Annotated in this window: 23 protein-coding genes; 11 read left to right on the top strand and 12 right to left on the bottom strand. The window is 58.7% G+C overall.

Translation table 11 applies throughout. From position 1 onward, the window contains the following. Position 1 precedes the first annotated feature (1 nt). The 9 genes from AC1Q6Y_RS09145 (at position 2) to AC1Q6Y_RS09105 (ending at position 11,495) form a co-directional block, all read left to right on the top strand. Positions 2-1,192 (top strand): pyridoxal phosphate-dependent aminotransferase, encoded by a 1,191-nt coding sequence (locus tag AC1Q6Y_RS09145; RefSeq protein WP_090455099.1) that lies wholly within the window; start codon positions 2-4, stop codon positions 1,190-1,192. Beyond that, the gene (locus tag AC1Q6Y_RS09140; protein WP_492624429.1) at positions 1,185-2,600 is read left to right on the top strand and encodes an aldehyde dehydrogenase family protein; all 1,416 of its coding nucleotides are present in this window, start codon (positions 1,185-1,187) and stop codon (positions 2,598-2,600) included. The genes AC1Q6Y_RS09145 and AC1Q6Y_RS09140 overlap by 8 nt, the downstream gene beginning before the upstream one ends. Positions 2,601-2,699: 99 nt before the next feature. Beyond that, positions 2,700-4,301, top strand: a complete 1,602-nt coding sequence (locus AC1Q6Y_RS09135; RefSeq protein WP_090455101.1) for an ABC transporter substrate-binding protein — start codon at positions 2,700-2,702, stop codon at positions 4,299-4,301. 135 nt (positions 4,302-4,436) lie between these two features. Next, the gene (locus AC1Q6Y_RS09130; RefSeq protein WP_057714915.1) at positions 4,437-5,396 is read left to right on the top strand and encodes an ABC transporter permease; all 960 of its coding nucleotides are present in this window, start codon (positions 4,437-4,439) and stop codon (positions 5,394-5,396) included. Positions 5,397-5,399: 3 nt separating this feature from the next. Beyond that, on the top strand, positions 5,400-6,227 hold the full coding sequence (locus tag AC1Q6Y_RS09125) for an ABC transporter permease (RefSeq protein ID WP_057714914.1): 828 nt from the start codon (positions 5,400-5,402) through the stop codon (positions 6,225-6,227). 2 nt (positions 6,228-6,229) lie between these two features. Then, complete coding sequence (locus AC1Q6Y_RS09120; RefSeq protein WP_492624428.1) at positions 6,230-7,876, top strand: ABC transporter ATP-binding protein; 1,647 nt, start codon at positions 6,230-6,232, stop codon at positions 7,874-7,876. Between the two features lie 9 nt (positions 7,877-7,885). Continuing rightward, positions 7,886-8,596 (top strand): NAD(P)H-dependent oxidoreductase, encoded by a 711-nt coding sequence (locus AC1Q6Y_RS09115; RefSeq protein WP_057714912.1) that lies wholly within the window; start codon positions 7,886-7,888, stop codon positions 8,594-8,596. 538 nt (positions 8,597-9,134) lie between these two features. Then, positions 9,135-9,590, top strand: a complete 456-nt coding sequence (locus tag AC1Q6Y_RS09110; protein WP_090455105.1) for a YMGG-like glycine zipper-containing protein — start codon at positions 9,135-9,137, stop codon at positions 9,588-9,590. 288 nt (positions 9,591-9,878) lie between these two features. Next, positions 9,879-11,495: a mechanosensitive ion channel family protein gene (locus tag AC1Q6Y_RS09105; RefSeq protein WP_492624427.1), complete on the top strand. Its 1,617-nt coding sequence runs from the start codon at positions 9,879-9,881 to the stop codon at positions 11,493-11,495. Between the two features lie 86 nt (positions 11,496-11,581). On the opposite strand, the gene AC1Q6Y_RS09100 is transcribed toward AC1Q6Y_RS09105, so the two are convergent. The 8 genes from AC1Q6Y_RS09100 to AC1Q6Y_RS09065 form a co-directional block, all read right to left on the bottom strand. Further along, positions 11,582-12,082 (bottom strand): outer membrane beta-barrel protein, encoded by a 501-nt coding sequence (locus AC1Q6Y_RS09100; RefSeq protein ID WP_057714909.1) that lies wholly within the window; start codon positions 12,080-12,082, stop codon positions 11,582-11,584. A 70-nt stretch (positions 12,083-12,152) separates the two neighbouring features. Further along, the gene (locus tag AC1Q6Y_RS09095; protein ID WP_492624426.1) at positions 12,153-13,748 is read right to left on the bottom strand and encodes an EAL domain-containing protein; all 1,596 of its coding nucleotides are present in this window, start codon (positions 13,746-13,748) and stop codon (positions 12,153-12,155) included. A 263-nt stretch (positions 13,749-14,011) separates the two neighbouring features. Continuing rightward, positions 14,012-15,025: a helix-turn-helix domain-containing protein gene (locus tag AC1Q6Y_RS09090; RefSeq protein WP_492624425.1), complete on the bottom strand. Its 1,014-nt coding sequence runs from the start codon at positions 15,023-15,025 to the stop codon at positions 14,012-14,014. 127 nt (positions 15,026-15,152) lie between these two features. Continuing rightward, entirely contained in the window at positions 15,153-15,485 is a 333-nt protein-coding gene (locus AC1Q6Y_RS09085) for a hypothetical protein (protein WP_057714906.1), read from the bottom strand. A 646-nt stretch (positions 15,486-16,131) separates the two neighbouring features. Further along, positions 16,132-16,614, bottom strand: coding sequence for a hypothetical protein (locus tag AC1Q6Y_RS09080; protein ID WP_090455109.1), 483 nt, complete (start codon positions 16,612-16,614; stop codon positions 16,132-16,134). Beyond that, complete coding sequence (locus AC1Q6Y_RS09075) at positions 16,611-17,432, bottom strand: winged helix-turn-helix domain-containing protein (RefSeq protein WP_492587011.1); 822 nt, start codon at positions 17,430-17,432, stop codon at positions 16,611-16,613. Before AC1Q6Y_RS09075 ends, AC1Q6Y_RS09080 begins: the two co-directional genes overlap by 4 nt. 627 nt (positions 17,433-18,059) lie before the next feature. Next, on the bottom strand, positions 18,060-18,521 hold the full coding sequence (locus AC1Q6Y_RS09070) for a hypothetical protein (protein ID WP_492624479.1): 462 nt from the start codon (positions 18,519-18,521) through the stop codon (positions 18,060-18,062). A gap of 159 nt (positions 18,522-18,680) precedes the next feature. After that, positions 18,681-19,361, bottom strand: coding sequence for a DUF3313 domain-containing protein (locus tag AC1Q6Y_RS09065; protein WP_057714902.1), 681 nt, complete (start codon positions 19,359-19,361; stop codon positions 18,681-18,683). A 333-nt stretch (positions 19,362-19,694) separates the two neighbouring features. Here AC1Q6Y_RS09065 and AC1Q6Y_RS09060 point away from each other — a divergent pair, with 333 nt between their 5' ends. Beyond that, positions 19,695-20,087 carry a GFA family protein gene (locus AC1Q6Y_RS09060; RefSeq protein ID WP_057714901.1) on the top strand — a complete coding sequence of 131 codons (393 nt, stop codon included), beginning with the start codon at positions 19,695-19,697 and terminating at the stop codon, positions 20,085-20,087. A gap of 11 nt (positions 20,088-20,098) precedes the next feature. Here AC1Q6Y_RS09060 and AC1Q6Y_RS09055 read toward each other — a convergent pair whose 3' ends face one another. Together AC1Q6Y_RS09055 and AC1Q6Y_RS09050 are read right to left on the bottom strand one after the other, a co-directional pair. Beyond that, positions 20,099-20,521, bottom strand: a complete 423-nt coding sequence (locus tag AC1Q6Y_RS09055; protein WP_057716609.1) for an MAPEG family protein — start codon at positions 20,519-20,521, stop codon at positions 20,099-20,101. Positions 20,522-20,599: 78 nt separating this feature from the next. Beyond that, positions 20,600-21,553 carry a hypothetical protein gene (locus AC1Q6Y_RS09050; RefSeq protein WP_492587013.1) on the bottom strand — a complete coding sequence of 318 codons (954 nt, stop codon included), beginning with the start codon at positions 21,551-21,553 and terminating at the stop codon, positions 20,600-20,602. Between the two features lie 198 nt (positions 21,554-21,751). Between AC1Q6Y_RS09050 and AC1Q6Y_RS09045 the strand changes: the two genes are divergently transcribed. Next, complete coding sequence (locus AC1Q6Y_RS09045) at positions 21,752-22,708, top strand: AraC family transcriptional regulator (RefSeq protein ID WP_057714899.1); 957 nt, start codon at positions 21,752-21,754, stop codon at positions 22,706-22,708. Between the two features lie 54 nt (positions 22,709-22,762). Here AC1Q6Y_RS09045 and AC1Q6Y_RS09040 read toward each other — a convergent pair whose 3' ends face one another. Continuing rightward, a complete protein-coding gene (locus AC1Q6Y_RS09040; protein WP_492624478.1) occupies positions 22,763-23,386 on the bottom strand; it encodes an eCIS core domain-containing protein in 624 nt (207 codons plus the stop codon). A gap of 110 nt (positions 23,387-23,496) precedes the next feature. After that, on the bottom strand, positions 23,497-24,375 hold the full coding sequence (locus AC1Q6Y_RS09035) for a helix-turn-helix transcriptional regulator (RefSeq protein ID WP_492624477.1): 879 nt from the start codon (positions 24,373-24,375) through the stop codon (positions 23,497-23,499). Positions 24,376-24,446: the final 71 nt, after the last annotated feature.

Genomic DNA, 24,446 nt, shown 5'->3' with positions numbered 1-24,446 from the left:
CATGCGCTTTTCCGATCTGACTCAACGTATCGCCGGTGACGGCGCCGCCGCGTGGGACATTCACTACCGCGCCCTGGCACTGCGCGAGCAAGGCGAAGACATTCTGCTGTTGTCCGTGGGCGACCCGGATTTCGACACGCCACAGCCCATCGTGCAGGGTGCGATCGACAGCCTGCTAAACGGCAACACGCACTATGCCGAGGTGCGCGGCAAGCGTGCCCTGCGCGAGGCCATTGCCAGGCGTCATCAACAACGCAGCGGCCAAAGCGTTTCGGCCGATCAGGTCACCGTACTGGCCGGGGCGCAATGTGCGCTGTTCAGCGTGGCCCAATGCGTACTCAATCCGGGTGACGAAGTGATCGTCGCCGAGCCCATGTACGTCACCTACGAAGCGGTATTCGGTGCTTGCGGTGCCGTGGTGGTGCCGGTGCCCGTACGTTCGGAAAACGGCTTTCGCGTGTTGCCCGAAGATGTCGCCGCGCGCATCACGCCACGCACCCGGGCACTGGCACTGAACAGCCCGCACAACCCGTCGGGCGCCAGTTTGCCGCGCAGTACATGGACGGCTTTGGCTGAATTGTGCATCGCCCACGACCTGTGGCTGATTTCCGATGAGGTCTACAGCGAACTGCTGTTCGAAGGCGAACACGTCAGCCCGGCGAGTCTGCCGGGCATGGCCGAGCGCACCGCGACCCTCAACAGCCTGTCGAAATCCCACGCCATGACCGGTTGGCGCGTCGGCTGGGTGGTGGCGCCGCCATCTTTGGCCGCGCACCTGGAAAACCTCGCGTTGTGCATGCTCTACGGCTCGCCGGATTTCATTCAGGACGCCGCCGTGGTGGCCCTGGAAAGCAACCTGCCGGAACTCGAAGCCATGCGCGAAGCCTATCGCCAGCGTCGCGATCTGGTGTGCGACAGCCTGGCCGATTGCCCCGGCGTGCGGGCGTTGAAACCCGATGGCGGAATGTTCGTGATGCTCGATATCCGTCAGACCGGGCTCAGCGCCCAGGCGTTTGCCGACCGTCTGCTGGATCGCCACGGCGTGTCGGTCCTGGCGGGCGAGGCCTTTGGTCCGAGCGCGGCGGGGCACATTCGCCTCGGTCTGGTGGTCGGTGCCGAACCGCTGCGCGATGCCTGCCAGCGCATTGCCCGTTGTGCCCAGGAATTGATGGAGGCCCAGGTTCATGCTTAATCACAAGACACTGTTCATTGATGGCCGCTGGCAAACCCCGTCGGGGCGGGGCATCGCCGAGGTGATCAACCCGGCCACCGAGGAAGTCTGCGGCAGCGTTCCGCTGGGTGATGAACTCGATGTTGAAAACGCCGTGGCGTCGGCTCGCCGGGCCTTCGCTTCATGGTCGCGTACGCCGTCCAGCGTGCGTGCCGGTTATATCCGTGCACTGGCCGATCAACTGCGCAATCGTGCCGATGAGATGGCCGCGGTCATCACTACGGAACTGGGCATGCCGGTGCAATGGTGCCGCTCGGTGCAGGTCGACGGGCCGATCACTGGCCTTGAGCAGTACGTCGAACTGGCGCATCTCATGGACGAGGTGCGCGAAGTCGGCAACTCGCTGGTGATCCGCGAGGCCGTGGGTGTCTGCGCGTTCATCAATCCGTGGAATTACCCGCTGCACCAGTTGATCGGCAAACTCGCCCCGGCACTGGCCGCCGGTTGCACGGTGGTGGTCAAGCCGAGTCAGGAAACCCCGCTGCATGCCTTCCTGCTGGCGCAGATGATCGAGGACATCGGCCTGCCTGCCGGGGTGTTCAACCTGGTCAGCGGTCCGGGCTCGAAAGTCGGCGAAGCGCTGGCCAAACACCCGGACGTGGACATGGTGTCGTTTACCGGCTCCACCGGCGCCGGGGTGCGGGTCGCGCAAGCAGCGGCACCTTCAGTCAAACGCGTGTGCCTGGAACTGGGCGGCAAGTCGCCGTTGCTGATCGCCGAGGATGCCGACCTGGCAGCGGCGGTGCGCTACGGCGTGCAGGACGTGATGATCAACTCCGGCCAGACCTGCACCGCGCTGACCCGCATGCTGCTGCCGGCCAGCCGCTACGCGGAGGCCGTGGAACTGGCGCTGGCGGAAACGTTGAGCCTGCGCATGGGCGATCCCCTCGACCCGCAAAGCTTCCTCGGCCCGATGTGCTCGGCCGGGCAAAAACGCACCGTGCTCGATTACATCAAGGTCGGCCAACAGGAAGGCGCACGGTTGCTGTGCGGTGGTGACACGCCATCGACGTTCGAGCGCGGGTTCTATGTCAGCCCGACACTGTTCGCCGATGTCGACAACCGCATGCGCATTGCCCAGGAAGAAATCTTCGGCCCGGTGCTGTGCCTGACTCCCTACGCCGATGAGGCGCAAGCGATCCAGATCGCCAACGACTCGCCGTTCGGCCTGTCCAGCGGCGTCTGGGCCGGCAGTGCCGAGCGCGCCTTGCAACTGGGGCGTCAGCTGCGCGCCGGTCAGTGCTTCCTCAACGGTGCGGCATTCAATTATCAGGCGCCGTTCGGTGGCTACAAACAGTCGGGTAACGGTCGCGAATGGGGTGAAGAAGGGCTGAACGAGTTCGTCGAAGTGAAGGCGATCCAGGTGTGACGGTTGGCGATTCAAACGTTGTATGCACCGGGCCATGGCCCGGTGTCTTGCGTGGTTTTGAACCGGTAATTCATTAGCTTTTTGATCAGGGGCAATGCAATGAGCGATAACAAAAACAAGATTACTCAAGCGAACCATGAATTCAGTTTTCCGCGTAGAGACTTCCTCAAGTACAGCGCCGCTGCCGCAGCGGTGGCCGGGGCGTTCTCCATGGGGCTGCCGTTTGGCGCCCTTGCCGGGGAGGCCACGCCAAAACCCGGCGGTGTACTGCGTCTGGGCCTGGCCGGAGGCAGCACCACGGACTCCAAGGATCCGGGCTCCTGGGCGGACACCTTCACCTTCGTCGGCTTCTCGGCGGTCTATAACACCCTGACCGAAATTGCCGTCGACGGCACGGCCATCCCCGAGCTGGCAGAAAGCTGGACCTCGACCCCGGACGCGCGCATCTGGACCTTCAAAATCCGTCAGGGCGTGACCTTCCACAACGGCAAGACCCTGACCGCCGACGACGTGGTCGCTTCGATCCAGCACCACCTCGGCGAGAAATCCACCTCGGCGGCCAAGACCGTGCTGGGTGACGTGGCCAAGGTCAGCGCCAACGGCAGCGACAGCGTGGTGTTCGAACTGCACTCGGGCAACGCCGACTTCTCGTATGTGGTCGCCGATTACCACCTGGCGATCATGCCGAGCAAGGATGGCGCGGCGGACTGGCAGGCCGGCGCCGGCACCGGTGGCTATCGCCTCAAGGACTTCGAGCCGGGCGTGCGCATGACCCTGGAACGCAGCCCCGATTACTGGAAACCGGGCCGGGCACACTTCGCCAGTGCCGAGTTGATTGCCATCGCCGACGGCGCGGCGCGGGTCAACGCGCTGGTCACCGGGCAAGTGGATGTGATCAACAAGGTCGACCTGAAAACCGTCGCGCTGCTCAAGCGCAACCCGAATCTGGTCATCGAAGAAACCAAAGGCGCCCAGCACTACACCTTCCCGATGCTCACCGACAGTCAGGTGTTTCAGAACAACGACGTGCGCCTGGCGATGAAGCACGCGATCAACCGCGAAACCCTGCTGGCTTCGGTGCTGCATGGCTATGGCCTGGTGGGCAACGACCATCCGATCCAGCCTGGTAGCCGCTTCATCAACACTGCGCTGGAGCAGCGCACCTACGACCCGGACAAGTCGCGCTTCTACCTGAAAAAGGCCGGTCTGGATTCGCTCAAGGTTCGCCTGCAAGCCTCTGACGCTGCCTATACCGGCGCCGTGGATGCTTCGGTGCTGTTCAAGGAACAGGCTCGAGCCGCCGGGATCGACATCGACGTGGTGCGTGAACCGGCGGATGGATTCTTCTCCAACGTGTGGATGAAGCAACCGTTCACCACTTCGTTCTGGTACAGCAGCCTGACCGCCGACCGCATGTTCAGCATCGGTTACGCCAAGGGCGCGGCGTGGAACGAAACCCACTGGGACAACCCGCGCTTCAATCAACTGCTCAACGCCGCTCGCGGCGAAATGAACGACCCGCTGCGCCGCGAGATGTACAACGAAATGCAGGCGCTGTGCCGGGACGAGGGCGGGGCGATCGTGCCGTTGTTCGCCAGTTCCGTGGCGGCGCGTTCCAACCGTGTGGTTCACGGCGGCCAGACCGCGCCCTATGGCGAGCTGGATGGCCTGCGGGTGATCGAGCGGTGGTGGCAGGCGTAGGCACTGTAGGAGCGAGCTTGCTCGCGATGGAGGCCAACGGTAATGCGGGAAACCTGATTCACCTCGGTGTCTTCGGGTTTTTCGCGAGCAAGCTCGCTCCTACAGGGGCTGCTATCTGTATTGAGGAACTGCACGATGAGAAGTATTTTCAAGCTGTTGGGGCAGCGTCTGGCGCTAGGCCTGCTCTCGCTGTTCGCCGTCTCAGTGATCATTTTCCTGGCCGTCGGCATGCTCCCTGGCGATATCGCCCAGGCCATGCTGGGCCAGTCGGCCACCCCGGAAACCGTGGCCGCCTACCGCGCGCAACTGGGGCTGGACCTGCCGCCATTGTCCCGCTTTGGCCACTGGATCTGGCAGTTGCTGCACGGTGATCTCGGTGTGTCGCTGGCCAACCAGCGGCCGATCGCCGAACTGGTGGGTACGCGTTTGGGCAACACCTTCAGCCTCGCATTGCTGGCAGCGCTGGTGTCGGTGCCGCTGGCTTTGCTGCTGGGGATGCTCGCGGCGTTGTACCGCAACAGCTGGTTCGACCGTTTGCTCAACACCTCGGCGCTGAGCGCGGTGTCGTTCCCCGAGTTTTTCGTCGCCTACATCCTGATCCTGGTGTTCGCGGTGAAGCTCAACTGGTTCCCGAGCATTTCCAACCTCGCGCCGGACGCCTCATTGGGCACGGTACTGGAGCGTTCGGTGTTGCCGGTGGCGACCCTGAGCCTGGTGGTCATCGCGCAGATGATGCGCATGACCCGCGCATCCTTGATCAACCTGTTGGCCAGCCCCTACATCGAAATGGCCCGACTCAAGGGCATCAGCCAGTCGCGGATCATCTTCCGTCACGCCTTGCCCAATGCCCTGGCCCCCATCGTCAACGTGGTGGCGCTGAACCTCGCGTACCTGGTGGTTGGCGTGGTGGTGGTCGAAGTGGTGTTTGTCTATCCGGGGCTCGGCCAGTTGCTGGTGGACTCGGTGGCCAAGCGTGACATCCCGGTGGTGCAGGCCTGCAGCCTGATCTTCGCCGCGACCTACATCCTGCTCAACACCAGTGCCGATGTGCTGTCGATTGCCAGCAACCCACGCTTGATGCATCCGAAGGGGTAGACCATGAGCCTGTTAAAACAAGTGTGGCAGGCGCCCCTGAGCGCCAAGTTCGGTTTGTTGATGATCCTGCTGTACGTGCTGGTGGCGGTGTTCGCGCCGGTATTGGCACCGTTCGGCGAAACCCAGGTGGTGGGCGAGGGCTTTGCCCCCTGGGGCGGGCAGTTCCTGTTGGGCACCGATAACCTGGGGCGCGACATGTTCAGCCGCCTGGTCTATGGCGCGCGCAACACTCTGGGCATTGCCTTCCTCACCACCGTCCTGGCGTTTCTGCTCGGTGGCTTGAGCGGCCTGATCGCAGCGATCAAGGGTGGTTGGGTCGACCAGGGATTGTCCCGGGTGGTGGACATCCTGATGGCCATTCCGCAACTGATCTTTGCCTTGCTGATTCTCAGCGTGGTCGGCACCACGGCGACGTCGCTGGTGCTGGTGATTGCGCTGCTGGATGCGACCCGGGTGTTTCGGCTGTCTCGTGCTGTGGCGATGAACGTGGTGGTGCAGGATTTCGTCGAAGCCGCACGCCTGCGCGGTGAAGGCCTGTGGTGGCTGGTGACCCGCGAGGTGTTGCCGAATGCGGCGGCACCGCTGATTGCCGAGTTCGGCCTGCGTTTCTGCTTCGTGTTCCTGTTCATCAGTGCGCTGTCGTTCCTCGGCCTGGGCATCCAGCCGCCCACCGCCGACTGGGGCAGCATGGTGCGCGACAACGCGGTGCTGATCACCTTTGGCGACATCAGCCCGTTGCTGCCCGCCCTGGCCGTGGCCTTGATCACAGTCAGCGTCAATTTCGTCGTCGACTGGATGCTGCACAAATCCAGCGGCCTCAAGGAATGCTGAACATGACGACCTCAAAACCTTTGCTGGAAATCCGCAACCTGCACATCGAAGGCCACTACGAAGATGCCTGGCATCCGCTGATCAAGGGCATCGACCTGACCCTGCAACGGGGCGAGGTGCTGGGGCTGATCGGCGAGTCCGGCGCGGGCAAGTCGACCCTCGGCCTGTCGGCCATGGGCTACACCCGCGACGGCTGCCGGATCACCGGCGGCTCGGTGCACTTCGACGGCATCGACTTGCTCAACGCCAAGCCTGAGGCCCTGCGTAAACTGCGGGGGCTGCGTATTGCCTATGTGGCACAGAGCGCGGCAGCCTCGTTCAACCCGGCCCATCGCCTGATCGACCAGCACGTCGAAACCGCTGTGAAAAACGGCGGCATGAGCCGTGAGCAGGCCATGCGCGAGGCGGTGGAGTTGTACCGGGTACTGCGCTTGCCCAATCCCGAAACCATCGGCCAGCGCTATCCGCATCAAGTCTCCGGTGGCCAGTTGCAGCGGGTCATGACCGCCATGGCGATGGCCTGCCATCCGGACCTGATCATCTTCGACGAACCGACCACCGCGCTGGACGTCACCACCCAGATCGAGGTGCTGGCAGCCATTCGTGACGCAGTCGCGACCTATGGCAGCGCGGCGATCTACATCAGCCACGACCTGGCGGTGGTGGCGCAAATGGCCGACCGCATCATGGTGCTGCGTCACGGCAAGCTGGTGGAAGAGGCCGAAACCCGGCAGATGCTCGGTGACCCGCAGGAGGACTACACCAAGTCGCTGTGGGCGGTGCGCAGTTTCCGCACCGAACCCAAGGCCGGTCCGCAGCAGGAACAACCGCTGTTGGAACTACGCAACAGTTGCGCCAGCTATGGCCAGCAACCGGTGCTGCATGACGTTTCCCTCAAGCTCTACCGTGGTCAGACCCTGGCGGTGATCGGTGAGTCAGGCAGCGGCAAAAGCTCCACGGCGCGGCTGATCACCGGATTGCTGCCACCGACCTACGGCCAGGTGCTGTACGACGGCGAACCCTTGCCGGCGGACTTTCGCCAGCGCAGCAAGGAGCAACTGCGGCGCATCCAGATGATCTACCAGATCCCCGACACCGCGCTGAATCCGCGCCAGCGCATCGTCGACATTATCGGCCGGCCGCTGACGTTTTATCTGGGTCTCAAGGGTAAAGCCATGCGCGCCCGGGTTGCCGAACTGCTGGAGATGATCGAACTCGACCCCGCGACCTTCATGGATCGTCAGCCCCGGGAGCTGTCCGGCGGGCAGAAGCAACGCATCTGCATCGCCAGGGCCCTGGCGGCCGAGCCGCAACTGATCATCTGCGATGAAGTGACCTCGGCCCTCGACCAACTGGTGGCTGAAGGCGTACTGAAATTGCTCAACCGCATCCAGCAGCAACTGGGTGTCGGCTATCTGTTCATCACCCATGATGTTGCTACTGTGCGGGCGATCGCCGATGAGGTATTGGTGATGCAACGGGGCAGGGTGGTGGACCACGGCTCGCGCAGCCAGATCTTCACCCCGCCGCATCAGGACTACACCGGGCTGCTGTTTTCTTCCGAACCGCAAATGGACCCCGACTGGCTCGACCGGTTGCTGGCCACGCGCGCTTCCACACCTTCAACCGATACGCTGGAACAAGTCTAAGGAACCACCATGAAAGTACTGATCGTCCACGCTCACCCGGAGCCGCAATCCTTCACCGCCGCCCTGCGGGACCAGGCTGTCGCCACGCTTGAAGCCCAGGGCCACGAAGTGCAGGTCAGTGACCTGTACAAAATGAACTGGAACCCGGTGGCCAGCGACGCGGACTTCTCGAATCGGGAAAACCCCGAATACCTGGTCTACGCCCTGGAACAACGCCTGGGCGTGAAGAGCCAGTCGCTGGCGGCGGATATCCAGGCTGAGCTGGACAAACTGCTGTGGGCCGACCTGCTGATCCTCAACTTCCCGATCTTCTGGTTCTCCACCCCGGCCATGCTCAAGGGCTGGATCGACCGGGTGCTGGTGTCGGGCATCTGCTATGGCGGCAAGCGTTTCTACGATCAGGGCGGCCTGGCCGGCAAGAAAGCGCTGGTGACCGTGACCCTGGGCGGGCGTGAACACATGTTCGGCGAAGGTGCGATTCACGGCCCGCTGGAGGACATGCTGCGGCCGATCCTGCGTGGCACCCTGGCTTATGTTGGTTTTGATGTGCTGGAGCCGTTCGTGGCCTGGCATGTGCCGTACATCAGTGACGAGGCGCGCCAGCAGTTTCTGGTGGATTACGGGCAGCGACTGCAGCATCTGAGCGATGATCAGCCGCTGGTGTTTCCGAAGTTGGCGGAGTTTGATGACAAGCTCTATCCGCTGACAACCAATGCCTGACCAACACCACATACCCCCTGTGGGAGCGAGCTTGCTCGCGATGAGGACATCAGCTTCAACATCTATGTTGACTGAGCCACCGCCATCGCGAGCAAGCTCGCTCCCACAGGTTTTTGGTGTGTGCCAGGTATTCTGCAGCCTGCGTAGGGCGTCTTCGGATGCGCCGGGTTCCTGGGCCGGTCTACCAACCTGCGTATGGCCACCACCCCTCGTTTGGTATTGGCAGTGAATCGGGCGCTGGATCGGCTCGATCCGGCTGAGTAACCGCACATCCGCAGTTCACCAATAGACCTGCAGGAGCGAACCTGCCGCGATATCGGCCGCACATTCGACATTAATGTGCCTGATACACCGCCATCGCGAGCAGGCTCGCTCCTGCACAACGTCCACCGCTTGTTCGGAAGTCCTTCTGCGCGGGGCCGTTGAACTACACTTTTCAGTTGCTCCACCCGATCGGCAGGGCGACGCATTGCGTCGCTTGCCGCCCGCCAGTCGACCCAAAGGCTTGCCCGTTGTGGCAAGCCTGTCGGAGGTCATCATGAAACGATTTTCATCGGTCAGCCTATGTATCGCATTGTCGATTTTGAGTGCCCCGGGATGGGCGCAATCGGTGGTGCCGATGAAAGGGCAAAGTTCGCAACAAACCCAGGCCGACATCAACGAATGCAACAGCATCGCCGCTAGCCAGAGCGCCTCGACGGCTTCCACGCCTTCCGGCGGGAGGATCAAGGGTGCTGCTGCCGGGGCCGCCGCCGGCGCGGTCGGGGCCCAGGTGCGCGGCAATCAGCATGACGAAGCTTATGATCGTGTCGACGATGACAGGAAACAGGACTATCGCCAGAACCGCGCCAAGGAGACGGCGGCGGCCGGCGCCGTGGTCGGTGCTTCACGTCAGCGCCAGGAACGCCGGGAGCAATCGAAAACCACGCAGGCGAACACCACGACGGCTTACACCAGCTGTTTGCAAGGCAAGGGTTATCAGGTCAATCCTTGAATCAGGTATGGAACACACTGTGGGAGCGAGCTTGCTCGCGATGGCGGCGGCACATTCAACATCCCGGTGTCTGACCCACCGCTATCGCGAGCAGGCTCGCTCCCACAGGGATCTTCAGTGTTTCAAGAATTCGGTCAAGAGCACAATTTCCAGGGCTTGAGCTCGCTGTTTCAAGAAAACAGACGGATAAGGAAACGGCCTGTAGCTCCAATCTGACAACCGTTCATCGGTGAACTACGCTGCGATACGTACTCTGGATTTGAATTTCGTGACGTAAGGATCTGACACATGCGGAGCAGGCTGCTCGCTGTAATGTTTACTGTTTTCGGGATGTTTTGGTCGGTGCAACTGTGGGCCGAAGACTCACCGAAAGTGGTCGATGCTCCCGTTGAATTGAAAGTGGCCAACCGCAGCATCATGGTGTTTCGCGCGACCATCCTCGGTGAAGCCCCGGCTTCGCGGGTCAAACGGGCGAAAGCGGTGATCGGTGAGGCGCTGGATGACGCCGACGACCTCAATGTCACCCTCGACCCGATCATGAAAAGCTACATGGTGCTGCTGGGGTCTCGCCGTGCTTTTATCGTTTCGCCCACGGATGTCGACGAGACCGAATTCGACTCGGTGCAACTGGCCGCCGAAGCCGCGGCCGACAGGCTGCGCCAGGTCGTGGCCGAAACCCGGGAAGCCCGTAGCCTGCAGTTGATCCTGCGTTCCGTCGTCGCTGCGTTGCTGGCCACCGGCATTTACATCGCGCTGCTGTTCGGCATGTCGTACCTGCGGCGCAGAGTGCTGCAGAAACTGCCTGAACTGATGCATCGGCACACCCAGGCGCTGAAAGTCGGAAAGGTTCCGCTGATCGACGCCAACTTCCTTTATCCCTTGGTCAGCCGCGTGCTGGAGTTGCTGCGCTGGGTCATCGTGCTGCTGCTCTCTTACGAGTGGTTGGGGTTTGTCCTGTCGCGGTTTCCCTATACCCGGCCTTGGGGTGAAAGCCTTAACAACTATCTGCTGGAAGTCGCCGACTATTTGCTGCAAGGGATTCTAGGGGCCATCCCCGGGCTCGGCGTGGCGCTGGCGATCTTTTTCATTGCCCGTGGCGCGACAGCGTTCTCTCGCCGGATACTGCGGCGCATGGCCACGCCCGGCACCTTCAACTGGCTGAACCACGAAACCCTGAAACCGACTCAGCGCCTGACTTCGCTGGCGATCTGGTTGTTTGCCCTGGCCATGGCTTATCCCTACTTGCCGGGTGCCGGTACCGATGCGTTCAAAGGCTTGTCGGTGCTGGTCGGCCTGATGATCTCCCTGGGTGCTTCCAGCGTCGTCGGGCAGGCGGCGGCCGGATTGATCCTGACGTACACCCGAACCCTGCGTCCCGGTGAGTTCGTGCGCATTGGCGAGCACGAAGGGACGGTCACTGAACTGGGCATGTTCACCACGAGCATTCGTACCGGCCTGGGCGAAGTGCTGACCCTGCCCAACTCGATGATCACCGGCACGGTCACCAAGAACTACTCACGGGTCGTACAAGGCCCCGGTTATGTGGTCGATACCGTAGTCACCATCGGTTATGACACCCCCTGGCGGCAGGTCGAAGGGATGTTGCTGGAAGCCGCCAGACGCACGCCCGGCGTCCTCGAAACCCCACCGCCGCAGGTGTTCCAGACGGCATTGTCGGACTTCTACCCGGAATACCGGCTGGTGGCCCAGGCCATACCCAGCCAGCCTCGACCGCGCGCCGTGCTGCTGAGCATGCTGCACGCCAACATCCAGGACGTGTTCAACGAGTACGGTGTGCAGATCATGTCGCCGCACTATCTGGGCGATCCGCAACAAGAGAAATGGGTGCCCAGGGACAAGTGGTACATGGCGCCTGCGCAGGAATCGAAGGAAACGTTGAAGTAATGGCAGGGTGGGATAGGTAGAGCGAGGACGAGCATTGTGCAGAGTGCGATGAGCGACCCGGGGGAGGCCGCTCAGTTGTAGCGGTGTCAGAAAAGCATATAGGCGGATGCAGTCGTCTGATTCAGGTCGATCTCTCCGACCTCCAGAACTTCGTATTCAGCGCGCAGGCCGATGTTGCGAAAGACATCGAACTCGACGCCGACGCCGTAGGTCAGGTCAACCCCGGTATCGTCGTCGGTGGCATTGCCGTCGGCGTCCCAGGCGTGAGCACCGACACTGCCGAATACCCGCAACCGATCGCCCAGCGGAAAGCCGACATGGGCCGCAGCCTGAGCCGATTTACCATCGAAATCGACATTCTTGTCCTTGAATTGACCCAGGTCGACGTAGGCCCCCTCGAAGGCCAGGTAGCTATTGACGCGATACCCGGCATAAACCTTGTAGCTGGTGTCGTCGTCGTCCAATCTGGATTCGTCGGTCTGTATGCTGCTTACGCCAGCTCCAAGATATAAACCTTTGTCATCAGCGAGCGCCTGAAAAGACAGCAGCGATAGCAGTGAAGCGAAGCCAAGGTTTCGAAGTAGCATGGGTGGTGGAGTCCTTGTTCAGGTTTGTCTGGTGTTAGGGTTCGGCGAGCATTTGAGGGGCCATGAAGGGTTAATAAAAATCATTGATTGATATTTTTGAGTCGTAAGGCGGGATGTTTTCCGGACATTGAAAGTAGCGTCTTGCCAATGCTTGAATTGGCAGCGCTTTGGAGAACAACCAGCCTTGTGCCAATAGAACCCCCTCCGAGACCAGATGCGGCAGTTGCTCCTGAGTCTCGACACCTTCGGCCACGACCTTGAGTCTCAGCGACCTGGCCAACTGGGCAATGTGGCGCCACAAGGCATCCTTGGCCGCGATCTTGTCGTCGGCGATGAATGAGCGATCTAATTTCAGAATGTCGAAAGGCACTGAATCGAGGAGCGAGAGGTTGGAATAACCGATACCGAAGTCGTCCACGGCAATGCGATGTCCGCACGCACGAAGCCGTCGCAATTGCAGGGCGGCAGGCTTCTGATCGATCAGGGTCCTTTCGGTGATTTCAAAAGCCATGGCGGACACTGGCATGTTGTAGGTTGCCAGCACGCTGGCCACATAGTCTGGAAAACTTGGGTCCTGAATATCCTGGGCGCAAAGATTGACCGTAATGTAGAAGTCCTTGCACGCCCAAAGGTAGGTGCTGTAATCCTCCGCCACCTGTCGAATTACCGAACGTGTTAGTACGCGGATCAAGTCGGATTTTTCCGCCACCGCAATGAAAACATCCGCAGGCACTTGGGTGCCGTTGTCGTTCCAGCGAGAAAGTGATTCAGCGCCCACCAGATAGCCCGTCGTCAGGTTGACGATAGGCTGGTAGTGAACATCCAGCCTGTTGGCTTTCAGGGCATTGCGAAGCCGTACGGCGGTAGAGGTGTAATGCCGTTTGACACACCATGCGAGCAAAAACAGCGCTGCGAACACGCACACAAGGCCAATGAATAATTTGAATTTGAGACTCGTCAGGTAGCTCAACGGAAGAGAAATGACCGAGATCAGTTCATTTCGGTTGCCCGCAAAGGCGATGAGGACCTTGTCTGCCGAGGTAACCAGTTCTTCCAGGTGGAACGGTTTCTGCATCGCCAGCGGTTTGTGGCCCGTAGAGGCAATGGGCACTGCGCCGCCGGGGCCGATGAGGTCCAGTTGCAGGTCCCTGGGAAACTTCAAGTTGTCGAGCAGGAGCTTCTTGTTTGCCCAGACGTAGGTTGACTGTTCCGACACAATGATAAAATCGGAGTCCGCAGAAACCGTGAGGCCAGCATCCACCCAGTAGGTTCGCTTTCCAACGGAAAACTTGCGCTTGTCGCTATCGGCCAGTATCGAGGGAGGTGCTTGTCCGTTGGAGGAACAGATCTTGCCATTGGGCAACTGGATTGCCGCTTGATCAACAAATCGCAGGTTCTTGACCAGGTCAGCCAGTTGTGAGTATTGCTCTACGGAGCATTCCTGACCCGAGCGATCGAGATCGCCGAGGGTTTCCAGTACTTTGTCGATCTGCGCATTGGGCTCCACTTGAGCAGCACGCAGATCGGCATAAACATTATTCAACTTCCGTGCAACGAATTGATCCGCCAGCCCTCCAGCACAGAACCATGCGGCCCAACCTGTTGCAGCAATCAGACATACAGTGACTGCGTGCCTTCCAAGTAATGCTTTATATGCGGCAACCATCGAAAAACTCCGAGGTATCATTATTTCACTGTGTTTTCTGTAGTCGCGGATTAAGCGACTTCAGTACCAGTCAATTACCCAAGCCAACAAGATGCCGCTGGCATAGACGGTAAGACACAGTGCGATTTTCTGCTTGAGTGGCAGTGTGTTTATTCGATGTTGCATGCTTATCTCCTTGAGTAGGCAAATAAGCAATTGTGGAAACTTGTGGTTAATCAAGGGAAATCATTAATCATCATTTTCGGGGCTTTGATAAACGCCTGTTAACGATAATTTCTATCCCCGACGACCTGGTTGTAAACAGATGAGGTCGTGTTCCTTGGCCTGGCCGAGTTGCGCTTGGCCGTTTCCGACGGCGTCTCTCCGTAAGCCAGTTGATAGGCCTTGGAAAACCGGCCCAGATGGTGAAAATTCCAAAACATCGCGGTTTCTGTGACGGTAGGCCACGTTTTATTGATCAGGTCGCGACGGGCGCTTGCGAGCCTCAAGTTTCTGATATAAGCGATTGGCGATATCCCGAACGTTTCAATAAAGCCAAAATGCAAAGTGCGAGTGGTGGTTTCCAGTTGCCTTACCAGCGATTTTATAGTGAGCGTTTTTTTTGTGTTTTCATGGATGTACTGTATGGCTTGTATCGCCACCTTTCTTCTTGTCGGGACTTTGCGGATGAAGCGGCCAGCGGGCGTCAACGATTGCAACAGAGAAGCGAGTACCGCACTTTCAATCGTCGAACCCTCTGTTTCGCTGCGCTGTGCTGAAGCAGCGTCGTTGATGTCGACACAGCACGCGCTGATGGCTTGAATGGCCGATTGTATGAATTGAAAGTTTTCAGCCTGGAAGCGGTGTTGTGTTCTGTTTGCAAGGATATCTATGACAGAGTGATGTTGGCGGCACCGCTCATAGTTTTCCAGTGTCGTGGTGATGGTGAAAAGTGTTTCATTCGGTTCGCAGGTGTAATGCACCGGTTCATCACTGTGCAGTACGATGACTTCGTCAGGCCGTAGTTTTTGATTGTTTACGACGGGGCGGCCAATCGGTGCCTGGGAGATGGCGAATGTCACGAATCCGGCAGGGACAGAACTGACCAGCGTCACGGATGAGTCGAACTCAAGGCGACTGCACTGCAGTTGCGGACTGTGAAAGAGTTTGTGTTGCCGAATGCGCGCTTCATGCTCGGTCGGAATAAGGCTCATTTCCCATTTGCCTATTGTTCTATTCAGTTGGCTCGGCAAGGCAGAGGACAAATGAAAGATCTCGTCGGGCGGTGCGATACTCATGAAATTGAAGGCTCATCTGTTAAATGATAAGGGTCAAGCCTGACGGGCAGTCATGGAGAAGATGCGCGATTGGGCGTTCTCGCTGTCGGTGAAATCGACCCCATTGTCATTGGCTTTGAACGGGTTTTCAGAGTCCCCGGATCAGTTCCAGTTCCGCCGAAAATGCGTACTTGCTGTCCAACGGTGAGTCGTCCATGTGTTGAACGTTGCGCGGATCGATTTTCGAACTGAAGATCTGCGATTGGGGTTTCATCGGGTCAATGGCTGCTGCTGTAAAGGCGTAAAAGTCGTCAATACGATAACCGTTTTTTACCTGATAGCCAGTTTTCACAGTAGTTGGGGCCTTTTTGTTGGTTTCGACACTCGTCAATTTGGCACTGTAGACACCCTTGTCGTCGGCCATGGCCTTGAGAGAAAGCAATAAACCAAACGACACGGTGACGAAGTTTTTCAGTAGCATCGAGGCGATTCCTTATTAACAGTTTATTCAGGCAGCGCAGAATGTCAGCTGCATCTCTGCCACGACTTGGGCTGCAAATAATCTCACTTCGATGGTGCCTGCCAAAGTCAATAACTCATATTTGTCAGGTCGTCAGAAGAGGCCAGTCAGCGTTTGCCCGCCCCTCATAGAAGTATGAGCGAACTGGCGTAGCTCATGCCTGTGTCACTTTGTGGTGGGGCGGGGAGAGTAGAATCACTGCTCTGCTCGTCTGTATGATACTCATTCTCACTGTGAATCTTCAGATGCGATAGTTTCTGGCTGTCATCCGGGCTTGTTTCAACTTCATAATATTCAATGGTCGTGCTTTCGACGGAGTGCTCGTCGTGCGCCAACGAATAAAGTGGAATGGCAGACAGAAACAAGACCCCCAGGAATCTGAAAGTCGTCGATTTATGGGCTCGCAGGAAATGCATGGTGTTCACTTGATTCCCTCTGTAGGGCATTGTCCCGGACGAGAATCAAGCGGGCTCGATTCCAAGGATTATCGAGGAGGGATTTTTGGCGGGGGAGACGTTTGATTCAAATCAATAAGTATTATTTTTGTTTGAAAATTCTTTGATGTGAACCTTTGCCAGGCGGGTGTCGAGCCCGTTCGGGAGGCCGATTAATGGTTCATGCAGCGCAAACGGCCAAGTTCATGGATGTAAAAACACACCGCGTTTTTATCCTGGGTCGGGATCAACTCGTAGTTCAGAATGGCGCCTTCTTGCAAGACGTATTGACGTCTAAAGAACAAGTCAGGGGTCTTTTCAATGGCAAAAAGTTCATTGTCCTGGCTGAGCTTGATGTTGCTGACTTTGATCTCGACGTGTTTATTGCTTTCTCCGATTATGTTCGCTGAGATGGTCGCGTTGCGGATTTTCCCATTCAGGCTTTCCAGCGTGGTCCCCGTGAGCCTGCCATGCCCGATAGTGAGGTACTCTTCGGTGTTGAGTTGGTTGAGATCTTCCAGCCATTGTCGGGATTTTGTCTGGTAACTGATATTTTCCATGTAGTGCGAAGGTGAGTAAACGAAAGAGAAAATGCACAGTGCATTGATCAAGCCTATAAGAGGCCAGTGAACCGCTTGCGAAATTTCAAATTTCATAAAGTGACTTCCAGACATTGACGAATCATCAAGGCGAGGTCCCTTTCGCTGCTGTTCAATTGTAGATTTGCAGTGCTTAGATCCTGGCGGATGCACGAAACGGAATAATTGGCTTTATACAGGTTGATCCAGACCTGGCCCTTCAGGTTTGGTGGCAGCTGTTCGGTTTGTTTGGCGGACAACTCCATCAGCGCTTGCGCCTCGGCAAGATCGCTGCCCACGGCGTGTATGACCAGCCCATTCTTGTCGGTACTGGAAATTTCAATTTTTGGCGCGTCGAAGTCGAATTGAAAAACAGTAAAGGCAACGACTGCCAGCGTAACGATATAAGCGATCAGCTGGGCTTTTGTAATGCGCGCGGATTCATTGGTTTTACCTGAGGGTGCAAGCAGCCCATCACTCCCAGCCGGCGGTAGTTGCTCAGCGATGGGGGCGGGGGGCTGCGTTGTTTCCTCCCGGGGTGCCGGTACATCTGCTTGTGCATCGACGACACATTGCCGGTTGAAGCAATATCCTCGTCGAGGAACAGTCATCAAGATCTCGTGATCCCGGCTGTCATTGAGAATATTGCGTAGTGAGAAAACCGTTTGATTCAAACTGCCGGAGGCAACCACGCGGTCATTCCAGGTGTAGTCGATGATTTCATCGCGGCTTTTAGTGACACCTGGCTCCATGAGCAGCAGGTCCAACAGGCGCGACTCAGCTCTACCTAACGTGGAATTCTGTACATCTCCATGGGGTGTTGTAATGGAAAGCATGGCGCTGTCCGGGTCGAACACCGCGACGGCGCCATTTTTCAACTTGAAGGTGTAACTCATAGAAATCTTCCGTTCAGGCGGTGCTGGCCTGAGTATAGGGGCCGGATTTGGCTCGGTACATTCTGGTCTGGGAAGTGAACGAAGATGAGGGCCCAGCGGAAGGTGCACTGTGTGTTGCATTTACGATGCTGGATTGGCTCGTTTCAGAGGCGTGCAGTTCGGCAAACAGCCCTGTCTGTCAGAGGTATCCGTTCAATCATACAAAGGAAAAGCATTGCTGGATGACCCATGGTTTTCGATTTGGACACCATGAATAATGCTTGGAATGGATTAACTGCGCTATCCGAAAACTGCAAGCTCGGGCAGGAGGGGGGGGGGGCGCGCGGCCACCCCTCAATGAACTAACCTCGCTGTTGCGCCAGGTTTCTGTATCAGCCTGAACTATCAGGATACAAATCAATGATGGTGTTCTTGTGCACTTGGCGTGTGAAAGATTATTTTTGATTCTTATTAGCTTTTAACCAGGGACGTTACCGATTTAAATGGATCTCGAGGAACGTTGCGTGTTCACGGTTTGTTTCTCGCGGCGTCAACGATCCTCACCTCTCGTTCTACGACTTTGCCCCGAGTCCTTTCATGAAGGGCCCGGGGCTTTTTTTTGGTTCTTCACGCCGTTGTCGTCATCGATCAAGGCAAAACATCGTAGCCACGTTGTTGCAGGCAGCTGCTGTAGACGGAGTTGTTGGCGGTGATGCTTTGTTCGCTCTCACTCAGATTCTCCCGGCGCGCCTGACGTTGCCTGGCGCCCCCCACGACGACGCCGGCAGCCGCGGCACTGCGTGCGTGGTTCTGGCGATAGTCTTGGCGGGTATCGTCGTCGATCTGGTCATAGACGTTTTCATGTTGGCGGCCCCGAACTTCCGCCGCCGTCGCACCGGCTACCGCAGCGGTTGCGGCGCCCTTGACCCGACCACCGGAGGGCACGGTGCTTTGCACCGGATGCTGCGCGTTGGCCTGGGATTGGCAGGCACTGGTGTCCTGCTGGATGGTCTGGGAGGTCTGACCTTTGAGGGGAATCACGGTTGCCGCCAGGGCGCTGGTGCTCAGCAACAGCATCAGGATCGCCAGGGTATGGGCCAGAATTTTCATCATCGAGTCTCGCGTCAGGCGTCGGCACGGCTAACGGTTTGTCAGAGGGAAAACGCGGCGTGGCGCCACGTCGAAACCCCATGCCGGTTTGCTTGCAATGCCATCCAATGCCGGTGGACGGCAGGCACTTTCACGCTTGCGATGGGGTTTGCTTGAACGTCAGTGCTTGAGGAGCAGGGCCTGCATATCGTCTGACATGCCTTTGAGTGCAACCTTGAAGTCATTGGCAACAATCGGCTGCTTGGCATTCTTGATGGTCTCGCCGAACACCTTGCGCACGATCTTCGCTACCGGCAAACCGGTTTTGGCGTCGATCAGGTTGGCTTCGATGTACATCTCGGCGGTCTGGTCCCGGTGCCCGGTGGCTGCTTGTGTCGCCCCGACAATGGCCCCGATTGGTACGACTTCATACCAGTGCATGCCTTCGTTGTTGGCGCTGACGTGAGTGATCGCCGCCTGCAGGATCAGCGACCGTGAATTGGTCGGCGCCAACTGTGGATAAGGGACGATCGCATAGCGGCGGGCAAAGGCGGTCTTGACGCTGTTGCTGGCCATCAATTGCAGGTCTTGCAGGGTTTTCAGGCTGACGCGCGCGGTCGGCTGCGGCGATGGATACAGTTCCATCTGCCTGAACACCACTGTGGAATACGCGCGTGGATCGAACCCTGGCGATACCCAGCGCAATACTTTCTGCTCACTTGGCGTAGTTTGCTCCTCCAGGCCCTGGTAATTGCCCAGGAAGCCCGAGTATTGCTCTTGCTGCGCGACTTGCGAGACACAGCCGACCTGAAATACACAGCTCAAAGCAATACCCGCAATCCATTTATTCGACATGCCCATATGTTTGGTTCTCAAGTGATGAAAGTTGTCATTCGGGTTCCGACCTGGCCCCGGGCATTGGTCCGGGCGCCTTGTTTTCAGGCATTGGTATTTGCCAGTCGGTTACGCAAAGCAGGTGCTTGCACGCCGGTCAATGCGGGCCGAATGCTGCCCGTAGCGGCGGGATAATCCGAATCAATAACTCTCAAAAACTGTTAAACACACGGTCGGGACAAATTGCACATCGATCACAGTTGCCTACGCTAACCCTTTGCAACGCCGGTTTTGGCATCGCCGTGACGTTCCTGTTCCCACGCTGATACGCCGTTTCGGACGGCCTGAAGGAGGCACCGAATGGACCGATTCACCGGCGGTTGTTTGTGCGGCAAAGTGCGTCTTGTCGCGTCGGGGCGCCCGTTCCGGGTTGGCGTTTGTCACTGTCTCGACTGCCGCAAGCACCATGGGGCGCTGTTCCACGCGTCCGCGATATTTCATCAGGATGCCGTGACAATCGAGGGCGAAACGCGTGACTACGCCGGGCGGCACTTCTGTCCGCAGTGCGGTTCGTCGGTGTTCTCACGCAGCGCAGACGAAGTCGAGGTGAACCTTGGATCTCTGGATGCCCCTGACCAGTTGACGCCAACCTACGAGAGCTGGACTGTGCGGCGCGAGGCCTGGTTGCCGGCGTTTGCACTCACCCGACACTACGAGCGCGATCGAGACGGCACGGGGCGATTTGAGGATTAGCGGGCACCTGTTCATATGCCATAACAAGCGGCTATGACAATGAGCGCTAGAAAACACACCAACTGAACGCTAAAGAAGGCAAACCGAACCGCCACGAACGCATTGGTTTGCTCATGGGAGACGTGAACCAATGACTGGCACACGCGAGCGATCAGGACGAGTGTGGACAAGTAGTTCACTGCGGCGCCGTTGACATCAAGGGCTGTAATCACGAACACGATGACGCCAAACACAGGCAGGTTTTCCACACAGTTGGCGTGGGCCCTTGTCCCGCGGCGATACCAATCTTCGCCTTCGAGCCGATCGCTTCGGAAAGAGGCGATCGGAACACTCGAGAACAGGATTGCGACCCAGCGATAAACCCCGACGGTTGCCATCAATAGCAGCAAGGTCCAGGTCGCAAACCCAAGCAGCATCCACATCGGTATCGTCATGGCCGCCATCCTCGATGGTTCATTGTCAGCACGTCGTCCCGCAGCGCGACCGACGAGCAGTCTGTCGCGCGCTGTCGGTCAATTGCTCATGATGGGGGCCAGAGCGGTCTGGATCCTGGACATCTGTGCTGGCGTTGTCATCTGCGTCAGCAGTCGACCGAAGTGTGGATGCCGTACGCCCGAGATAATGTATTGCCAGCGGTAGGCGCTCAGTACGCAGGCCTTGATTTGCGCGGTCTCATCGACACTGAACGATCGTGAAGCATGACTGATGAAGTAGTCGGCATCGGCTGCCGATTGTGCCTGCAGGATCGCGTCGACGGCCGCTACCAGCGCAATCAGGTCATTCACTGCCTGGTCGTGCTCGGCCGACGAGAGTTTCGCGTGCTCGTCCTGCCATTCCAGTTCATCGAGTACGACGTGCCGGCTTTCATCCTTCCAGTGGAATTTGAAGACATCCTTGAACAACGGGCACAGTTCCTCGCGCGGGGCGATGCTTTGCACGTAGTGCGCCTGAACAAACAGCTCGATGTGACAGGTCAGCGCCAGCACCGACCAGGTACTGGCCGCCAGTACCGAGCGCGCCACCTCGTTTGGATCGGCAACCTGACGATATCCCGCAGGCAACTTCGAACTCATCATCGTCTCCATGCGCCGAAACAACTCCTGGTGCTTGATCTCGTCGTTGGAAAAACGCACCAGCGCTTCAAGGGCCAGTTGATTGTCAAATACATGGGCCCGACCCTGATCGAGCATCTTGGCACTGATAAAGCGCTCGACCAGGCCAAAGATGTATGCATAGGTCCGGCCCTGGATCTGACTGAGCAGGCGCGCCTGGGCCGCATCGAGAAAGGTCAGGCGGTCGACCTGCGACAGTCCGTCGGGGAGGAATTTGCGCGAGAAGTCGAAACTGCGGTCCTGGAGCAGATCGCGATCGATCTGCCATTCGGACTTTTTCGATGACCTGACCATTTGCGCATAACGGGCGGTGTTGCCTGACGCTGAACCGGGTAGGGTAACGACGCTGTTCATATGGATCTCCTGCTGCCCTGGTGGCGTTGGAATGGGGCAATTTCGGTTGACGTCGGAGCCAATGACCCTGGGTGAAGCCTCTGGGGCAGTTTCGATCGCTGATTCCGCGTTGGTGCTAATCTAGGCGTCGCAGTTCAGGCGGTGAATGACCGGTGCGCCTGAAAACCTGCTCCGGACTCCGGAAAGGAGGGCGGTCAAGTGTTGGATGCGCTTTCTGATGTGTTGCGTGTGATTCGGCTGTCTGGAGGGGTCTTCCTCGAGGCGGAGCTCACTGCGCCCTGGTGCATCAACGGCAGAATCTCGGCGGATGATTGCAAGCCGTTCCTGGTGGCACCTCGACACATCATTGCGTCGCACTTTGTCGCCGCTGGGCGCATGCAAATTCAAATCGACGGTGGTGCCGCCATCGAGGTAGGGGCAGGCGAGCTCGTTTTGCTTCCTCGCAACGACGCACATTCTTTTGGCAGCGACCTGAGCATTGCGCCCATGCCGGCCAGAGAAGTCATCCAGCCGCCAGAAGTCGGCGGCATATCACGGATCAAGTACGGCGGGGGCGGCGAGGCTACGCAGTTGCTGTGCGGGTTCCTCGGTTCAGAAACACCCTTCAGTCCGTTGCTTTCGTCGTTGCCTTCCTTATTGAAGCTGGATTTGCGCGCGACGGCTTCGGGCACCTGGATCGAAAGCTCCTTTCGTTTTGCTGTCAGTGAAATCGCGGCGGGCCGCGTCGGTTCGACAACGGTCATCGCCAAGCTATCGGAGCTGCTATTCGTCGAAGCCGTCGGCCAGTATGTCGCCAGCCTTCCCGCTGAGCGGCGTGGGTGGCTGGCGGGGTTGCGGGATCCGCATATCGGGCGCGCACTGGCGCTATTGCATGCGCGTCCAACCGAAGGCTGGACGGCAGAAGCTCTGGCGCTTGAGGTGGGCATGTCGCGCTCGGTGTTCGCCGAGCGCTTCACGGCATTGGTCGGACAGCCACCGATGCAATACCTGACGCTGTGGCGCATGCACGTGGCGGCTCAACAGTTGCGCGAAGGTCGCGGCAATGTGGCGCAAATCGGCTTTGCCGTTGGCTACGACTCCGAAGCCGCGTTCAGTCGCGCATTCAAACGCCAATTCGGCACATCCCCCGGCACCTGGCGCAGACAATCCGCATGAGAAGGGGCGGTGCCACCTTTCCATGTTGACCTGACCAGGCTTGACCTTTTGAACTCAAGGAAGCCGAGGCGATTCTGCCCGAGCCTGGCTGGCTCGTAGCGTTCTGGCTACCTGGGCTTGAATCTCGTAGGCAGGCGCCTCGACGGCTTCGTAATCACGGGTATAACGAGTGGCGAACTCGCGATCGCCCCATTGCTGGTACTGCTGCACGTGCTTCAACTCATGCGCCCACAGCGCGACATCGTTAAGTGCATCTTCGGGATTTCGAAAGACGATGATGTCGATAAGGGTGACCGCACGTACATCAGGATTCTGCAGCATGGTGTGTGCGGCGTTCAGCTCCACATCATCGCCTACCTTGTAGCGAACCGAATCGAGCACTTGAATGTCATAGTAGGGTTCGAGCTGGGCCCGGATATTCAGCGGGATTGGCTGGATATCGCCGGTTGCCGCGGTGTTGCGCGATTGCACAATCCAGTTCTGCAATCCAGAGGCCGCCATCTGGTTCATGTCGTCGAAGATCGTTCCAGCTTCCTCTTCGGAACCTGGAGCACAAAAACAAGCGACCATGCAGACCTGATACTGCCCGGCCGGGCAGGCGAAAACCGAGGACGAGGTGCCAGCGCAAAAGAGCACGATCGCTAACCGGAAAACTTGACGCAAAAAAATAGCTGGCAATGGGTTCTCCCATGGGCAATGGCGGTCGGCAGGCAATACGTTGGGCGTCTCGCGCCCATTGTGCTGCCGCGTGTTGGACCGCTGCGACACCGTTCGATTCCCTGGGTTCCTCAGTTTCTTTTGGCCACGCCGAGCAGGTCAGCTTTGGCGTGGGATTCGCTGTCAATCTGCTCTAACCCCAAAGACTGACGCAGCTGCGCCGGACTCACTCCAAGGCGTTGCTTGAAGGTGGTCGCCATGTGCGCCTGGGAATTGAAACCGCAGGCGTAGGCGATTTCCGTCAGGGTGGCGGTCGAATCGCGCATCAGGGCACGGGCCTTGGCGAGGCGTCGGTCGATCAGGTAGCTGTGCGGGCTTTTGCCGGTGGCGTTTTTGAAGGCCCGCATGAAATACCCTTCGGACAATCCAAGCAGGCCCGCCATTGCCGGTACGCTCAACGGGTCTTCGAGGCCTGCATCAATGAACTCATCGAGCAAGCGCATCCGGCTGCCGGTTATCGAGCCATGGGGTGTTGTCGACACCGCTTCGCTACCGGTCGCCCGTTCGGACAATGCCAGTGCCCAGGCCTCCCAATCGTCCTCCACAGAGGACAGCAACAGCGCCGCACGCATACGCCACGCGAGAGCGGTGGCCTGCCGGTCGATGCGATTGTTGAAGGCACGATCCCCCATCAACGCCATGCCATCGGTGCGAATCACCCGCAAGTATTCGCCGCCCTGGGGGGATTCGGACAACACGTCACACCCGGCGGGGACGAACGCCAGGCCGTTGGGCACGGCATCGAAGGGGCGTATTCGGTCGCTGCCGATGGCGTGCAGGCCTCGCTGGCTGTCGAAGGCGAAGCCGATTCCCGCCTGGGTCGCGACATAGCGGGTCGCGTAGGCGCTGCCGGGGAGCAATTCGATCGCCCAAGGGCCGGCCTCGATACGACGGACCGGTTCGGACAAGCGTGGTGGCGGCGGGCGATTTCGATGACTCATGGACACCATAGTAGTGAAGAGGGGGGACAAAAGTCAGGTCAGTTTTTTGAAAGCCGGAGTACTGCGCCGTTGTTCAGACT

The sequence above is a fragment of the Pseudomonas sp. GW823-FHT06E10 genome (assembly GCF_058794995.1).
The sequence above is the reverse complement of the archived record's forward strand: the minus strand, read 5'-3'. Positions and strand labels throughout refer to the sequence as shown.

Excerpts from the sequence above, each read along its gene's own strand:
- AC1Q6Y_RS09145 (WP_090455099.1), top strand. The coding sequence starts at position 2 with ATGCGCTTTTCCGATCTGACTCAACGTATCGCCGGTGACGGCGCCGCC.
- AC1Q6Y_RS09140 (WP_492624429.1), top strand. The coding sequence starts at position 1,185 with ATGCTTAATCACAAGACACTGTTCATTGATGGCCGCTGGCAAACCCCG.
- AC1Q6Y_RS09135 (WP_090455101.1), top strand. The coding sequence starts at position 2,700 with ATGAGCGATAACAAAAACAAGATTACTCAAGCGAACCATGAATTCAGT.
- AC1Q6Y_RS09130 (WP_057714915.1), top strand. The coding sequence starts at position 4,437 with ATGAGAAGTATTTTCAAGCTGTTGGGGCAGCGTCTGGCGCTAGGCCTG.
- AC1Q6Y_RS09125 (WP_057714914.1), top strand. The coding sequence starts at position 5,400 with ATGAGCCTGTTAAAACAAGTGTGGCAGGCGCCCCTGAGCGCCAAGTTC.
- AC1Q6Y_RS09120 (WP_492624428.1), top strand. The coding sequence starts at position 6,230 with ATGACGACCTCAAAACCTTTGCTGGAAATCCGCAACCTGCACATCGAA.
- AC1Q6Y_RS09115 (WP_057714912.1), top strand. The coding sequence starts at position 7,886 with ATGAAAGTACTGATCGTCCACGCTCACCCGGAGCCGCAATCCTTCACC.
- AC1Q6Y_RS09110 (WP_090455105.1), top strand. The coding sequence starts at position 9,135 with ATGAAACGATTTTCATCGGTCAGCCTATGTATCGCATTGTCGATTTTG.
- AC1Q6Y_RS09105 (WP_492624427.1), top strand. The coding sequence starts at position 9,879 with ATGCGGAGCAGGCTGCTCGCTGTAATGTTTACTGTTTTCGGGATGTTT.
- AC1Q6Y_RS09100 (WP_057714909.1), bottom strand. The coding sequence starts at position 12,082 with ATGCTACTTCGAAACCTTGGCTTCGCTTCACTGCTATCGCTGCTGTCT.
- AC1Q6Y_RS09095 (WP_492624426.1), bottom strand. The coding sequence starts at position 13,748 with ATGGTTGCCGCATATAAAGCATTACTTGGAAGGCACGCAGTCACTGTA.
- AC1Q6Y_RS09090 (WP_492624425.1), bottom strand. The coding sequence starts at position 15,025 with ATGAGTATCGCACCGCCCGACGAGATCTTTCATTTGTCCTCTGCCTTG.
- AC1Q6Y_RS09085 (WP_057714906.1), bottom strand. The coding sequence starts at position 15,485 with ATGCTACTGAAAAACTTCGTCACCGTGTCGTTTGGTTTATTGCTTTCT.
- AC1Q6Y_RS09080 (WP_090455109.1), bottom strand. The coding sequence starts at position 16,614 with ATGAAATTTGAAATTTCGCAAGCGGTTCACTGGCCTCTTATAGGCTTG.
- AC1Q6Y_RS09075 (WP_492587011.1), bottom strand. The coding sequence starts at position 17,432 with ATGAGTTACACCTTCAAGTTGAAAAATGGCGCCGTCGCGGTGTTCGAC.
- AC1Q6Y_RS09070 (WP_492624479.1), bottom strand. The coding sequence starts at position 18,521 with ATGAAAATTCTGGCCCATACCCTGGCGATCCTGATGCTGTTGCTGAGC.
- AC1Q6Y_RS09065 (WP_057714902.1), bottom strand. The coding sequence starts at position 19,361 with ATGGGCATGTCGAATAAATGGATTGCGGGTATTGCTTTGAGCTGTGTA.
- AC1Q6Y_RS09060 (WP_057714901.1), top strand. The coding sequence starts at position 19,695 with ATGGACCGATTCACCGGCGGTTGTTTGTGCGGCAAAGTGCGTCTTGTC.
- AC1Q6Y_RS09055 (WP_057716609.1), bottom strand. The coding sequence starts at position 20,521 with ATGACGATACCGATGTGGATGCTGCTTGGGTTTGCGACCTGGACCTTG.
- AC1Q6Y_RS09050 (WP_492587013.1), bottom strand. The coding sequence starts at position 21,553 with ATGAACAGCGTCGTTACCCTACCCGGTTCAGCGTCAGGCAACACCGCC.
- AC1Q6Y_RS09035 (WP_492624477.1), bottom strand. The coding sequence starts at position 24,375 with ATGGTGTCCATGAGTCATCGAAATCGCCCGCCGCCACCACGCTTGTCC.